This window comes from Nocardia sp. NPDC055053, from assembly GCF_053608285.1.
Genome location: NZ_JBSGVD010000056.1, coordinates 1 through 13,105, shown reverse-complemented (window position 1 = coordinate 13,105; position 13,105 = coordinate 1). Strand labels below are relative to the sequence as shown.

Annotated in this window: 15 protein-coding genes; 7 read left to right on the top strand and 8 right to left on the bottom strand. The window is 64.8% G+C overall.

From position 1 onward, the window contains the following. Nucleotides 1-2: 2 nt before the first annotated feature. Nucleotides 3-1,034: an L-tyrosine/L-tryptophan isonitrile synthase family protein gene (locus ACWF82_RS32320; protein WP_452507372.1), complete on the bottom strand. Its 1,032-nt coding sequence runs from the start codon at nucleotides 1,032-1,034 to the stop codon at nucleotides 3-5. On the opposite strand from ACWF82_RS32320, the gene ACWF82_RS32315 reads away from it, so the two are divergent. The 3 genes from ACWF82_RS32315 (at nucleotide 1,033) to ACWF82_RS32305 (ending at nucleotide 3,549) form a co-directional block, all read left to right on the top strand. Then, nucleotides 1,033-1,473: a hypothetical protein gene (locus ACWF82_RS32315; RefSeq protein ID WP_452507371.1), complete on the top strand. Its 441-nt coding sequence runs from the start codon at nucleotides 1,033-1,035 to the stop codon at nucleotides 1,471-1,473. The two genes, ACWF82_RS32320 and ACWF82_RS32315, sit on opposite strands and share 2 nt — an antisense overlap. A gap of 202 nt (nucleotides 1,474-1,675) precedes the next feature. Beyond that, nucleotides 1,676-2,893: a cation:proton antiporter gene (locus ACWF82_RS32310; RefSeq protein WP_452507370.1), complete on the top strand. Its 1,218-nt coding sequence runs from the start codon at nucleotides 1,676-1,678 to the stop codon at nucleotides 2,891-2,893. Then, entirely contained in the window at nucleotides 2,890-3,549 is a 660-nt protein-coding gene (locus ACWF82_RS32305) for an HAD family hydrolase (protein ID WP_452507369.1), read from the top strand. The genes ACWF82_RS32310 and ACWF82_RS32305 overlap by 4 nt, the downstream gene beginning before the upstream one ends. Nucleotides 3,550-3,570: 21 nt before the next feature. Here the strand turns inward: ACWF82_RS32305 and ACWF82_RS32300 are convergent, their stop codons facing one another. The 7 genes from ACWF82_RS32300 to ACWF82_RS32270 all read right to left on the bottom strand — a co-directional run bounded on the left by ACWF82_RS32300 (nucleotide 3,571) and on the right by ACWF82_RS32270 (nucleotide 8,441). Beyond that, a complete protein-coding gene (locus tag ACWF82_RS32300; protein ID WP_452507368.1) occupies nucleotides 3,571-4,512 on the bottom strand; it encodes a GlxA family transcriptional regulator in 942 nt (313 codons plus the stop codon). Nucleotides 4,513-4,644: 132 nt separating this feature from the next. Continuing rightward, nucleotides 4,645-5,100: a hypothetical protein gene (locus ACWF82_RS32295; protein ID WP_452507367.1), complete on the bottom strand. Its 456-nt coding sequence runs from the start codon at nucleotides 5,098-5,100 to the stop codon at nucleotides 4,645-4,647. A 108-nt stretch (nucleotides 5,101-5,208) separates the two neighbouring features. Then, nucleotides 5,209-5,649: a succinate dehydrogenase hydrophobic membrane anchor subunit gene (locus tag ACWF82_RS32290; protein ID WP_452507366.1), complete on the bottom strand. Its 441-nt coding sequence runs from the start codon at nucleotides 5,647-5,649 to the stop codon at nucleotides 5,209-5,211. Nucleotides 5,650-5,659: 10 nt separating this feature from the next. Beyond that, on the bottom strand, nucleotides 5,660-6,064 hold the full coding sequence (sdhC, locus tag ACWF82_RS32285; RefSeq protein WP_452507365.1) for a succinate dehydrogenase, cytochrome b556 subunit: 405 nt from the start codon (nucleotides 6,062-6,064) through the stop codon (nucleotides 5,660-5,662). A gap of 443 nt (nucleotides 6,065-6,507) precedes the next feature. Next, the gene (locus tag ACWF82_RS32280) at nucleotides 6,508-7,383 is read right to left on the bottom strand and encodes a CDP-alcohol phosphatidyltransferase family protein (protein WP_452507364.1); all 876 of its coding nucleotides are present in this window, start codon (nucleotides 7,381-7,383) and stop codon (nucleotides 6,508-6,510) included. Beyond that, nucleotides 7,380-8,093 (bottom strand): phosphatidylserine decarboxylase, encoded by a 714-nt coding sequence (locus ACWF82_RS32275; RefSeq protein ID WP_452507363.1) that lies wholly within the window; start codon nucleotides 8,091-8,093, stop codon nucleotides 7,380-7,382. Before ACWF82_RS32275 ends, ACWF82_RS32280 begins: the two co-directional genes overlap by 4 nt. 75 nt (nucleotides 8,094-8,168) lie before the next feature. Beyond that, the gene (locus ACWF82_RS32270) at nucleotides 8,169-8,441 is read right to left on the bottom strand and encodes a GlsB/YeaQ/YmgE family stress response membrane protein (protein ID WP_379304344.1); all 273 of its coding nucleotides are present in this window, start codon (nucleotides 8,439-8,441) and stop codon (nucleotides 8,169-8,171) included. Between the two features lie 236 nt (nucleotides 8,442-8,677). Between ACWF82_RS32270 and ACWF82_RS32265 the strand changes: the two genes are divergently transcribed. The 4 genes from ACWF82_RS32265 to ACWF82_RS32250 all read left to right on the top strand — a co-directional run. Further along, a complete protein-coding gene (locus ACWF82_RS32265) occupies nucleotides 8,678-9,706 on the top strand; it encodes a beta-ketoacyl-ACP synthase III (protein WP_452507362.1) in 1,029 nt (342 codons plus the stop codon). Nucleotides 9,707-9,898: 192 nt separating this feature from the next. After that, nucleotides 9,899-10,078 carry a hypothetical protein gene (locus ACWF82_RS32260; RefSeq protein WP_452507361.1) on the top strand — a complete coding sequence of 60 codons (180 nt, stop codon included), beginning with the start codon at nucleotides 9,899-9,901 and terminating at the stop codon, nucleotides 10,076-10,078. A 37-nt stretch (nucleotides 10,079-10,115) separates the two neighbouring features. Continuing rightward, nucleotides 10,116-11,783: an FAD-dependent oxidoreductase gene (locus tag ACWF82_RS32255; protein ID WP_452507360.1), complete on the top strand. Its 1,668-nt coding sequence runs from the start codon at nucleotides 10,116-10,118 to the stop codon at nucleotides 11,781-11,783. A gap of 8 nt (nucleotides 11,784-11,791) precedes the next feature. Next, on the top strand, nucleotides 11,792-13,105 hold a 1,314-nt coding region (locus ACWF82_RS32250), incomplete at its 3' end, for an ATP-binding protein (protein WP_452507359.1).

Below are 13,105 nucleotides of genomic sequence, written 5' to 3'. Positions count from 1 at the left end.
CCTTACGCCGGCCGTGCTGATTCGGGCGGTTTGACGAGAACGAAATGGCTCGGTCGGCTGTTACGCCACACCAGATGGGCGCCCATCTCTTCGGCCTGCATCCGCTTGACCAAGCTATAGCCCTCCCCGTCGTCGAGGATGACACCGTGCCAGGGAGTGAGCCAGCTATCCCTGGTACGCAGCAGATGAAACCCGATCTTGTCGGAGTGATCGGCCTGTGGATGAATGGACAACCGCACCGCATCCGGAAAGATGTCGGCGACCAGCCGGCTCCAGGCCTGACTTCGTCGAACTACCTCATAGGCCGTTTCTTTCGACTTGATCCGCCGTTTCGTGGTCGACAGCTCGGGCATCAGCGATGCGTTGTCCTCGACCATGAAGCGATGTATCCCGTTGAACATCCGCCGAGCGTCCGGATCATTGCGAGCCGCTTCGCGCAGCACGTCCACGCTGTCCGAGTAGTCATCCAGCAAGCGCCGACGGCGATCATCGCACGTCGTCTCGGGCATGGCGTCACACAACCCGTACAGGCCGATCGACCCGCCGCCGGTCGACTTGATCATCTTGCGAAGCTCGGCACCGTAGTCATCGACATGGCTGTCAGGAATTCCGAGCGAATCGCTGAAGACGTGCCCATCCGAGCAGATTGTCACGATACCGCCGGGTCGGTAGACCGCGGAAATCTGATCGCAAAATCCCTGCAACGACTCGATCGCGAGCGCTTCGGCCAGGTCGGGCAGCCGGCCGAGTGTTTTACGACGGTTGCGGGACTTCGCCGGGAAAGCAGGAATGACGAAGTGGATCGGCAAGCCCGCCGCGATGAAGCGCGTGACTTTCTCCAGATGCGGTGCGAAGCATTCCGCACAAGGCATGGTGTCACACTCTTCCCCGGATTCGACACTTCGCCTCCGGGCGAATACTATAGCCAGAATTTCGGTGGCTACCGATTCGATATCACCACTCTGCCGGGCGCCGGAAAGCGGCATTCCCGCGCCGGCCACGGATAAAGAGCTGGTGTCGACAGTCGTACTCATGACTACCTTTCAAGCACAAATACACAGCGCAGGTCGACCACACGCCGGCCACCGGCCCGGCAACGCCGGCCAATGCATCCGAACAATGGCAGCACAATACTGTTTCAAGATCAAAGAATTTGGCGAGCGATGCACATTTCAGATCGACCGGATCGAATTTCCGGGATCACGAGACGGTCCGCCGTCAACCATCGTCCATACAGTTCATACGGTCGAACACCCCACCCTTAGTCAAGCTACTTACCTACATTGCCAGCCTAGCGCCCATAGAAAAGCGCGGCATATTCAGTTCTTCCGCGAGTTGCGGCCCAATACTTGGCCGACGGCCCCATCCGTTGGTCGTCAGTATCGACAAGCAATCGAGCTCGACGCCAGTGCGATTCGCGACAACCATGCGCAGATTTCCGCCAACCATCATGACAATTTTGACCGGATGTGATGTAAACCACTGCCGTTATCAAGGTTCGAACGGATGCGCTACCGTCCATTCCAGTGGGTCTGTTCCCGGGGGGGTTCAACATGGCGGCCGGTGTGCGCACCGGCCGCTGGTCGAGTCCTTACCGAATACTGCCGCCACGCAGATGTAATGGAGTCGAACGGGGGTCGGGGCGTTGCCGAGCAACCAGATGATATTTCTCTTGGTGGATCTCGTAATGATCGTGATCGCCGCCCGGCTGCTGGGTCGCGTCGCCGAGAGGTTGGGCCAGCCGGCGGTGATCGGCGAGATCGTCGCAGGCATCGTCTTCGGCCCGACAGTACTCGGAGCGCACCTCTCCGAACTGGTCTTCCCGCACGAGGTCCGACCGTTCCTCACCGCGTTGTCCAATCTCGGCGTCATGATCTTCATGTTCGTCGCTGGACTCGAGATGGATCTGAAATCACTCGGTGTGCAGCGCCGACGGGTCACCGCGGTAGCGCTGGGCGCCTACGTCACGCCCTTCGTCCTCGGATCGGTGATCGCCGTGTGGGCTCTCGCGCGGCACCGTACAGAGGGCCGGTTGCTGTTCACGCTCTTCATCGGTTGCGCGCTGGCCGTCACCGCCTTCCCGGTGCTGGCCCGGATCTTGCACGATCGCGGGATGCTGGGAACTCCGGTCGGTCAGACGGCTATGACCAGCGCTGCGATCGATGACCTGCTGGCCTGGTGTGCGCTGGCGGTGGTCATCGGCTTTGCCCAACCTGATCTCGGTCACCAGTGGCGACTGATGCTGGTGGTTCCCTTCGCCATCTTCCTGTGGTGGGCCGTACGCCCTGCGCTCGACCGTCTTCCGCGCGGCGCGAACGATTCGAATACCAACCGGCTCGTCCTCGTCGGTGTGTCGGCCGCACTCCTGCTCGGCGCTGCCACCGAATGGATGGGACTGCATCTCATCTTCGGAGCCTTTCTGGCCGGACTGATCTTCCCCAGAAGGCTGCGAACCGCTGTCGAGCCAGGCGCACGGCTGGTGAGCAACATCTTCCTGCCGGCGTTCTTCGTCGTCGCCGGTCTCCAAGTCGACTTCGGCGCGGTCGATTTCACCAGCATCGGCGAGTTCGCCGCCATCATGGTCGCGGCGCTCGGGGGGAAACTCGGCGGTACGTACCTGTGCGCGCGGTGGGTCGGCATCGAGCGGCGCGAGTCCGCAGCTCTGGCGAGCCTGATGAATACCCGCGGACTCACCGAGCTCGTCATCCTCAACGTCGGATTCTCGATCGGCCTCATCGGAGACCGGTTGTACGCACTACTCGTGCTGATGGCCCTGGTGACGACGATCATGACGGCGCCACTGTTACGGCTGTGCGGCAACGGCGGCTCCGTACCCAGCAAGAACTCCGGTCCGAGCCGGCATGTCACGCCGGTCACGGAGGCGGTGTCATGAACACCGCGAGACCCGCCATTCCAGCTGCGTTCGTCGACGTCGACCACACCTTGGTCCGCGACATCACCTTCCTGTCGCTGTTCGTCTTCGACGCCGAGCGGCGTGGCTCCGGTGGTGCCGCGGCCGACGCGATCGAGCGGTTTCACGCGTTGCGCGCGTCCGGTATGAGTCGGCGCCGGTCTCATCGCTGGTTCTACCGGCAGCTCGCCGGTCTCGAGGTGGCCGAGGTCCAACGCGCCGGCCGGGATTGGTTCGAGTCCGAGATGTCAGCACCGGGGTTCTTCAATCTCGCTGTCCGGCATCGCCTCGGTGAGCTCGCGGAAACCGGCACCCGCATCGTGCTGGTGTCAGGATCATTCGATGCCGCGCTACAGCCGCTTGCCGAAGCCGTGGGCGCCGAGACGGTACTGTGCACCGAACTCGAGAGCATCCAGGGTCGGTATACCGGCGAGGTCGAGCAGACGATGGTCGGATCCGACAAATCCGCGGCCCTGCGCCGTTACTCTGCGGACCGGTCGATCGACTTGAGTTCCTGTGCCGCGTTCGGTGATCACCATTCGGACATCGCCATGTTCGATCTGGTGAATCATCCGGTTGTTGTCGGTTCCACCGATCGTGAACTGGATAGTTACCCCGCTGCGCGTCTTCCGGGGTAGTTGCTCAGTGTAGGACCGGAGTCACGCAAAGGCCTTCTTGTACGCCTGCGGAGTCACACCGACGGTCTTCCGAAAGGATTTCCGGAAGGCGACGACCGACGCGAATCCTGTCTCGTCGGCGATCCTCTCCATCGTCAGGTTCGTGCTCTCGAGCAGTGCCTGAGCCCGCCTGACCCGGGTAGCCTGAAGCCATTCATTCGGCGTCATACGCACCTGCTCGTGAAAGCGGCGGATCAGTGTTCGTTCGCTGACTCCAGCTCGTTCCGCGAGGTCCTGCACCGTGATTCCCTCACCGAGCACTGTCTGAGCCCACTCCAATGTCGGATTGATAGACCGGTCGGTGGACTCCGGCCGCGGTCCCTCGATAATGAACTGAGCCTGCCCACCTTCCCGGGTCAACGGCATGACGGCGAGCCGGGCGGTAGCTGCCGCTACCGCAGATCCGTAATCCTGCCGAACCATATACAGGCACAAATCGAGTGCCGCCGCGGCGCCGGCCGACGTCAAGATGGATTCGTTGTCGACGTACAGAACGGAGGGGTCCACGGAAATGGCGGGATAGCTGGAAGCCAGTTCCGCGGCTGCCATCCAATGCGTTGTCACCCGTCGTCCGTCGAGCAATCCTACGGCGGCGAGGGTAAATGCTCCCAAACAGATGGAAGCGATCCGCGCTCCGCGATTGTGCGCATTGATCAACGCTTCTCTCAGGCCCCCAGACGGTTCGTTCCGGTAGCTCATCGACCCCGGCACGATCACGATGTCGGCCCGCTCCGCGACGAATTCCAGATCACCCCCGCAGGAGATCTCGAAAAGTCTCGTCGATACAACGGGTGTCGTGCCACAAACTGCGACATCGTATCCCGGGCCGACGTCATCCAGGCTCACCCTCCCAAAGATCTCGATCGGCACGGAGAGATCGAATGGGATGACATCGTCGACCGCGATAACCGCTACCGACCTCACGCGACGCTTCCAGCCATTTCATGGAGATCGCCGCTGTACCAACTCCCGAGTCGACTCGATCGGCTACCGAATTCCCACACCTGCCCAACCCCCAAAAAGAAATGCGAAACAACACGTGCACGACCGCACCCACTACGTGCGGTTCTTCTCCTGCGCCTGCAACTTTGTCGCCCGGGCAATGGCTTCTACCGCCGCACGGTGGTCGCGGCCCATCTCGTGGGCACCGCCCAGCAGAAACCACGCTCGCCAGTCATCGGGCGACTGCTCTACCAGATGTACGCACTCGGTGCGGTAGCGCGACGCGTCCGCCGGATCAACCCGGCCCGCAGGAGTCAGCGCGACTTCTGGATAGCATCGCGGGTCGGCCTCCTCCACCATCAATCGCAGCAGGCGGTCCGCGCGAACCCCGAACCTGATCTGGCTGAAAATCAGCCACGCCGACACCACGCCGAAGACAACGAGCGCACTACCGATCGAAATGCCCGCCGGCGTAGTGGTGGCCATGAACCCCCCGGCGATATACAGCAGCCATGCCGTGCCGGCCGATACGACGAGCGCCGCCCCGATTGCCAGAACCTTCTTGTTCATTTCACATCTTCGAGACAACAAAAGCGGCGAACCACAGGACGAAAAGCGCCGCGAGGCCCAGCGCCACCTCGAAATAGAATCCCAAACTCATGTGAATACCCCTTGGAATCATCGAGTAGAGCAGAATGACGGGAGATCACTGGCAACCGCGTCGGCCGGGCAGGGATCGAACGTAAAGATGGTGTAGGTCCCGGCTGTGATCATGACGATGGCGAAGGCTACAACCAGGCTGATCAGCCAGAATCTGACGACACCGTTCGACGCATAGTCGCGGATGATCACACGAACACCATTGGTGCCGTGGAGCACCGCAAGCCATAGAATGGCAAAGTCCCACAGCTGCCAAAATGGACTTGCGTACTTGCCCGCCACAAAGGCGAAGTCGACCTTGAATACACCCTCGCCCGCTATAAGATTCACGTATACGTGCACCAAGATGAGAACGAGTAGCACAACGCCGGAAAGGCGCATGAACAGCCACGCATATTTTTCGAAGCTCGACTTCATCCCGGCTACGTCCGGACCGCGCCGAACCGGAGTCACAGTCATGTTGATCCCCCTACTTCACGTAATGACTGAGATGGCTGATGGTGAATGGAATCATCAGCAGCACCCACACCGCAACAGCACCCCACATCATTTGCGTCGCCCGCGCTACACCTTGACCCCACAGGTCGATGAAGACAATGCGCAGACCATTGAGCGCATGGCCCAAGATAGCGGCCACCAAGCCGATTTCACCAAGACCGACGATGAGCGTTTTATATGTGCTCACGACCTGATTGTAGGCATCCGGGGAGACCCGCAACATCAAATTGTCAGCCACATGGATCAAGAGGAACACATAGATGAGAACGCCGGTAATTCGCTGGGCGACCCAAGCCCACATCGACAACCCACCGCGATAGAACGGTATGCGACCGCGCTTCAGCTCTTCGCCGAGCGGGATCGTACTTGATACCATCTGGCCCTCCTCCAGGTTTCTCCGCAAGAAGCTAGCACACCCGAAAATTGGCCTACCGCTTGCGGACTCGTCGAACTTTGACAATCGGTCGACGCTTGCGGTAGGGCGTCTGAACACTTTGCCGCGGGCTCATTCCATGGATTTCATCCCGGGGCATTCACTTCTATTCATGAACAGCCAGCTCGGAGACCTTCCTCTCTGTTCGGTCTGCCGCTATCGATCCGCCGGAACACGTTTCTCACCGTACGAACCGATTGCGAGCACGCCGCAGACGCGGATCGACCGTGTTGTGAACGCCACATCGCGACCACGCGGCGGCGAGTGGTGGCCCAGCGTTCCACTCGGCGCGGCGACGATCGACCACGGCAAAAGCAACGACCGGCGGCGCCTTGATTCGGGCGCCGCCGGCCGTGGGACGTGATTCGTGTCGGTGGGTGGCGGATTCAGCCGTCGTCGCGCGGACGACGCAGACGCAATCGGGCCGACCCACGGATCGCCGGGCGGCGGATCTGCGGGATCCGGCTCTGGGCGCGCCGCTGGGCGCGGCGCTCGGCCGGTTTGTGCTGCCAGGTCTCCGGCCGCGCCGCGACCCAGCGCGCCGAGCGCCAGGCGAACGGGATGTGCGCCAGGTAGAGGGCGACCAGGATGAGCAGCAGGACGATCGGGTAGGTCACCAGCAGGGCGGCGGCCAGAGCCGTCAGCACCAGCAGGCCCGCGGCCGCCTGGGGAGCGACCGACACCGACTTCATCGCCAGCGTCGGGATGGTGCTCACGCACAGCAGCGCGGCGAAGATCGTCCAGGCTGCGACGAAGGCGAAGCCGTCCCACCAGCCGTCACCGAACTGCACCTTCAGCGCGATCGGGACCAGCGCGATCAACGCGCCGGCCGGGGCAGGCACGCCGACGAAGTACTCCCGCGCCCAGTTCGGGCGGGAGTCGTCGTCGAGCAGAGTGTTGAACCGGGCCAGGCGCAGCACCAGGCTCACCGCGTACAGCAGGGCCACGATCCAGCCCGCGCTGTAGCCGTCGAGCAGGGTGACGTAGAGGACGAGCGCGGGGGCTACGCCGAAGGAAATCGCGTCCGAGAGCGAGTCCAGTTCGGCACCCATCTTGCTCGTCGCGTCGAGCATCCTGGCCAGGCGGCCGTCGAGGGTGTCGAGCACGGCGGCGGCGCCGACCATGGCCAGCGCCACGTCCAGCTCGCCGTCGAGCCCGAACTTCACCGCGGACAGGCCGGCACACAGCGCGAGGATGGTGACGACACTCGGCAGCAACCGCACCGAGCGCCGGTGCTTTCGGCGTGCGGCCTGTTCGATCATCCCAGCACAGCCAGGACGGTTTCGGCCCCGATCGTGCGCTGGCCGGGGGCGACCAGCAGTTCGGTGCCGACCGGGAAATAGGTGTCGACGCGGGAGCCGAACCGGATCAGGCCGTAGGTGTCGCCGATGGTGACCACATCGCCGGCGCGCGCGTCACAGACGATGCGGCGCGCGATCAGACCGGCGATCTGCACGACGACGACCTGCTTGCCGTCGGCGGTCTCGATGAGCATGCTGTTGCGCTCGTTGGCGTCGCTGGCCTCGGGCAGATCGGCCGAGAGGAACTTGCCCGGCTGATGCAGCACCTCGCGCACGGTCCCGGACACGGGAACGCGCTGCACGTGCACATCGAGGACGGACAGGAAGATGCTGACGCGCGGCAGCGGCTGATCGCCGAGGCCGAGCTCGGCGGGCGGCACCGCGGTATCGACGAGCGCGACCTCACCGTCGGCGGGCGCGACGACGATGCCAGGCCGGTTCGGCGGCACCCGGTGCGGGTGCCGGAAGAAGGCGGCGCAGGCGGCAGCGGCGGACAGACCTGCCCGGCGCACCCATTTGTTCCGGCCGCCGACGACCGCGACCGCCAGCGGCACCGCGACAAACGGCAGGCCGGCGGGGTGCAGCGGAGGTACAGCGGCCCGCACCAGGTCGACCATGTGGCCGACGGCGGTGGTGTCGGGCGTGCCGGGCGGGGTGGGGCGGCGTGCCACGGGCTCCCTCTTTCATGATGTGACGACAACGCAAGCGTTCACACCTTACGGGAACCCCACCGCTTCCACCCGTGGTCAGTGTGCCGCTCTACGTCCTGTGAACAGCTTCACCAGGAACAGCAGGACGCAGGCGCCCGCCAGACAGGTGAAGAAACTGAAGATCCAGCCGGCGCCCTCCACGTCGACTCCGAAGAGGCTGAGCACGAATCCGCCGAGCAGGCCGCCGACGATTCCGACGACGATATTGAGCAGGATGCCCTGCTGCGCGTCGGTCTTCATGAACTTGCTCGCAATCCAACCGGCGAGGCCGCCGATGATGATCCAGCTGATAATCCCGAGTCCGAGCATGCTGTCCTCGTTCCCTCGATGGGTCGGCGAGCAATCGCCGTGACTCCAAGGTACCCGTAACGGTTGTGACATATGACACGACTTCGCGGGCCGCAGCCGTTAATATGAGGACGCCTCATGTCTGCACGTTCACATGTTGTCCATGCGCGGGTCATGGGCGATGAGCGACGGATTTCGATGCTTCGGGTACACCCAGCGGTGCAACCGCAGGTTGACAGGTACAGAGGAGACGCATAATGGCTGCTCGAATCGCCCAGACGACTGGAGCTGAGCACACCGCGATTCTCGGTTTGGGCGTCTATCGCCCCACCCGGGTGGTCACGAACGACGAGGTCGCGGGCCCGATCGACTCGAGTGACGAGTGGATTCGCACCAGATCGGGAATCAAGTCCAGGCGTTTCGCCTCCGCCGAGGAAACCATCCAGAGCATGAGCGTCGCCGCGGGGAAGGACGCACTGGCCGCGTCCGGTGTGGCCGCGGATCAGGTCGACTGCGTCATCGTCGCGACCTCGACACATCTCCTACTCACCCCAGCCATCGGGCCGCGGATCGCCACCGATCTCGGCATGACCGGCGCTGCCGCGTTCGATATCTCCGCCGGCTGCGCCGGTTTTTGTCACGCGCTGGCGATGGCCTCGGATCTCGTGCGCGCAGGCACGTCGAAGAACGTGCTGGTCATCGGGGTCGAGAAGCTCACCAACACCGTCGATTTCACCGACCGCGCGACGGCGTTCCTGTTCGCCGACGGCGCGGGTGCCGTCATCGTCGGCCCGGCCGAGGAGCAGGGCATCGGCCCGACCGTGTGGGGTTCGGACGGTACCCAGCATCACGCCATCCGCCAGAACAAGGACTGGATGGAGTTCTTCGCCGAGATCGAGGAGAAGGGCACCGACGCGGTGCGTCCCTACCTCGCGATGGAGGGCACCGCGGTGTTCCGCTGGGCGGCGCACTCGCTGGAGAAGGTCTGCCGCGACGCGATCGACCGCGCGGGCCTGACCACCGACCAGCTCGACGCGATGATCCCGCACCAGGCCAACGGCCGGATCATCGAGATCATGGCCAGGGTGCTCAAGCTGCCCGAGGACTGCGCGCTGGCCAACGACATCGAGGAGGCCGGCAACACCTCGGCAGCATCGATCCCGCTGGCCATGGAGGCCCTGCTACGCAAGGGCGAGTCGAAGCCGGGCGATGCGGCCCTGCTGATCGCCTTCGGCGCCGGACTGTCCTACGCCGCACAGGTTGTCACGCTGCCCGCCTGGCAATAGCCCCGACCGGCAACTACCGCCCACCGCTCGGCGGTCTGCCTTCCAGCAGGCCACCGAGCGGTGGGCTCGCCGTGTCCACCCTGTCCCACTTGCACCAACCCGGACATGCTGGCAAACTTTTCGCTACCCGCCGTTGCTGATCGACGATGCTCAGCTCCCAGCGTTCCCGTCGTCAACCCGAGGTGATCGGCCGTGAAACTGCGCTCATTCCTGCCACGCAGGCACACCAACGACGTCCCACTGCTGCCCACCATCGAACCGGACGACAGCTTCGCGCTGCGCGCCGCGTTCACCCGCCGTAAACGCGACGAACGCCTCGAACGCCTGCTGACCCCCAGCGAACTCGACCTGGTGCTGCATCACCAGCTCTGACCACGCGGTACCGCGGGTGAGGGGGATACTTCTACGGGTGAGCACTCCAGCGGTAACCAAACCGGCCATTCTGAGCGTCGACGACGACCCCGGGGTCTCCCGGGCGGTGGTGCGCGATCTGCGCCGCCGCTACGGCGCGGACTACCGGATTCTGCGGGCCGAATCGGGGCCGCAGGCGCTCGAGGCGCTGCGGGAGATGAAATTGCGCGACCAGCCGGTCGCGGTGCTGATCGCCGACTACCGGATGCCCGGGATGGACGGCATCGAATTCCTGGAGCAGGCGATGGACCTGCATCCCTACGCCCGCCGGGTCCTGCTGACCGCCTACGCCGACACCAACGCCGCGATCGACGCGATCAATGTCATCGATCTCGACCACTATCTGCTCAAGCCGTGGGATCCACCGGAGGAGAAGCTCTACCCGGTCCTCGACGGTCTGCTCGATGCCTGGCGCAGTGCCGAGCAGCGGCCGGTGCACGAGACGAAGGTCGTCGGCGACCGCTGGTCACCGCGGTCGTCGCAGGTGCGAGAGTTCTTGGCGCGCAACCAGTTGCCGTACCGCTGGTACCCACTCGACGAGCCGGAGGGCGCCCGGCTGCTGGAGGCGGCCGGCGCCGATCCGCTGACCTGTCCGGTGGTGATCACCGCGGGCGGTACGGCGCTGATCCAGCCCAGTGACAGCGAGCTCGCCGAAAACGTCGGGCTCACCGTCGAACCCAGCGGCGACTTCTACGACCTGATCGTCGTCGGCGGCGGACCGGCCGGGCTCGGCGCCGCCGTGTACGGCGCGTCCGAGGGTCTGCGCACGGTGCTTGTCGAGCGCACCGCCACCGGTGGGCAGGCCGGGCAGAGTTCGCGGATCGAGAACTACCTGGGCTTTCCCGACGGGTTGTCCGGTGCGCAGCTGGCCGACCGGGCCCGCAGGCAGGCGGCCAAGTTCGGCGCGGAGATCATCACCACCCGCGATGTCGTCGGGCTCGAGGTCAACGGGTCGGCGCGCACGGTGCGCTTCGCCGACGGCGGCAAGCTGTGCGCGCACACGGTGCTCATCGCGACCGGCGTCGACTACCGGCGTCATCCGGCGCCGGGTGTCGACGAATTCACCGGGCGCGGTGTGTATTACGGCTCGGCGATGACCGAAGCCGCCGAATGCGCCGAGCAGGACGTCTACATCGTCGGCGGCGCCAACTCCGCCGGGCAGGCGGCGGTGTTCCTGTCCCGCAACGCCCGTCGCGTGCACATCGTGGTCCGTGGTGACGCGCTGGAGAAGTCGATGTCGCACTATCTGATCCAGCAGATCGCACAGATCCCGAACATCATGGTGCACACCGAAACCGAGGTGGTCGGCGTCGACGGCGACGATCACCTCGAGCGGATCATCTTGCGCGACAACCGCAACGGCACCGAGGACAAGGTCGACGCGCAGCGGTTGTTCCTGTTCATCGGCGCCGCGCCGCAGACCGGCTGGCTCGACGGCGTCGTCACCAGGGACGAGGCGGGCTACGTGCTCGCCGGTCCCGACCTGATGATCGACGGCGCCCGCCCGCCCGGCTGGGAGCTGCCACGGCCACCGCACCACCTCGAGACCAGCGTGCCCGGCGTGTTCGTCGCCGGCGACGTGCACGCCGAATCCGCCAAGCGGGTGGCCTCCGCGGTCGGCGAGGGCGCGATGGCCGTCATGCTCGTCCACCGGTATCTGGCGTAGGAGCGGGAATGACCTTGATCTGCGATCCGGACGAATTGCGCACGCTGTTCCTGTTCGAGAAACTCGACGACGACCAGCTGGCGCAACTGTGCGCCGTCGGCCGGATCGAGTACATCGACCCGGGCCCGGTGTACCGCGAGGGCGAGCCGGCCACCTGCTTCTACGTGCTGATCGACGGCGAGGTGCGGCTGACGAAACTGTCCGGCGGCACCGAGATCGAGATCAACCGCACCGACCACCGCGGCGTCTACGCGGGCGCGTGGACGGCCTACCTCGGTGACAAGGTGAGCCAGGACTACGCGGGCTCGATGTATGTCCTGCGGCGCTCCCGGTTCCTCGTGCTGGACGCCGCCGACTTCGCGCGCATGGTCACCGACTGGTTCCCGATGGCCGTGCACCTGCTCGAGGGCGCGTTCTTCGGCGGGCAGAAGACGGGTCAGCGGATCGCGGAACGGGAACGGCTGCTGGCGCTTGGTTCGCTGTCGGCCGGGCTGACCCACGAGCTCAACAATCCGGCCGCCGCCGCCGTGCGCGCCACCGCGGGCCTGCGCGAACGCGTCGCGGGCATGCGGCACAAGCTCAAGATGATGGCCGAGGGCAAGTTCACGCCCGAGGCGTTCGTGAAGCTGGTCGAACTGCAGGAGCAGGCCGCCGAGCAGGTCGCCAAGGCGCCCGAGCTGGCCCCGCTGGAGGCGGCCGACCGCGAGGACGGCCTGGCCGACTGGTTCGACGAGCACGGCATCGCCGACGGCTGGAACCTCGCGCCGACCTTCGTGCAGGCCGGTCTCGACATCGACTGGCTCGAAGGCGTGCACGCGACCCTCGAGGCCTGCCAGGCGCAGGTGTTCGAGGGCGCGATCCGCTGGCTGAACTACACCATCGAGACCGAGCTGCTGATGAACGAGGTCGCCGACTCGACGACCCGCATCTCCACCCTGGTCGGCGCGGCCAAGCAGTATTCGCAGATGGACCGCGCGCCCTACCAGGTGGTCGACCTGCACGAGCTGCTCGACTCCACGCTGGTGATGCTCAACCGCAAACTCGGCGACGGCGTGCGGGTGGTCAAGGACTACGACCGGGCGCTGCCGCCGGTCCCCTGCTTCGCGGCCGAACTCAACCAGGTGTGGACCAACCTCATCGACAACGCGGTCTACGCGATGGGCGGCACCGGCACACTGACCGTGCGCACCTACAGGGAGAACGACTGCGCCGCCGTCGAGATCGGCGACACCGGGCCCGGCATCGCGCCCGAGGTCAGGAGCCGGATCTTCGAGCCGTTCTTCACCACCAAACCGGTCGGCGACGGCACCGGGCTCGGTCTC

Bases quoted from the DNA above. Each gene is read 5' to 3' on its own strand.
- ACWF82_RS32315 (WP_452507371.1), top strand. From the start codon at position 1,033: ATGACTACCTTTCAAGCACAAATACACAGCGCAGGTCGACCACACGCC.
- ACWF82_RS32320 (WP_452507372.1), bottom strand. From the start codon at position 1,034: ATGAGTACGACTGTCGACACCAGCTCTTTATCCGTGGCCGGCGCGGGA.
- ACWF82_RS32305 (WP_452507369.1), top strand. From the start codon at position 2,890: ATGAACACCGCGAGACCCGCCATTCCAGCTGCGTTCGTCGACGTCGAC.
- ACWF82_RS32295 (WP_452507367.1), bottom strand. From the start codon at position 5,100: ATGAACAAGAAGGTTCTGGCAATCGGGGCGGCGCTCGTCGTATCGGCC.
- ACWF82_RS32290 (WP_452507366.1), bottom strand. From the start codon at position 5,649: ATGACTGTGACTCCGGTTCGGCGCGGTCCGGACGTAGCCGGGATGAAG.
- sdhC (WP_452507365.1), bottom strand. From the start codon at position 6,064: ATGGTATCAAGTACGATCCCGCTCGGCGAAGAGCTGAAGCGCGGTCGC.
- ACWF82_RS32280 (WP_452507364.1), bottom strand. From the start codon at position 7,383: ATGATCGAACAGGCCGCACGCCGAAAGCACCGGCGCTCGGTGCGGTTG.
- ACWF82_RS32270 (WP_379304344.1), bottom strand. From the start codon at position 8,441: ATGCTCGGACTCGGGATTATCAGCTGGATCATCATCGGCGGCCTCGCC.
- ACWF82_RS32265 (WP_452507362.1), top strand. From the start codon at position 8,678: ATGGCTGCTCGAATCGCCCAGACGACTGGAGCTGAGCACACCGCGATT.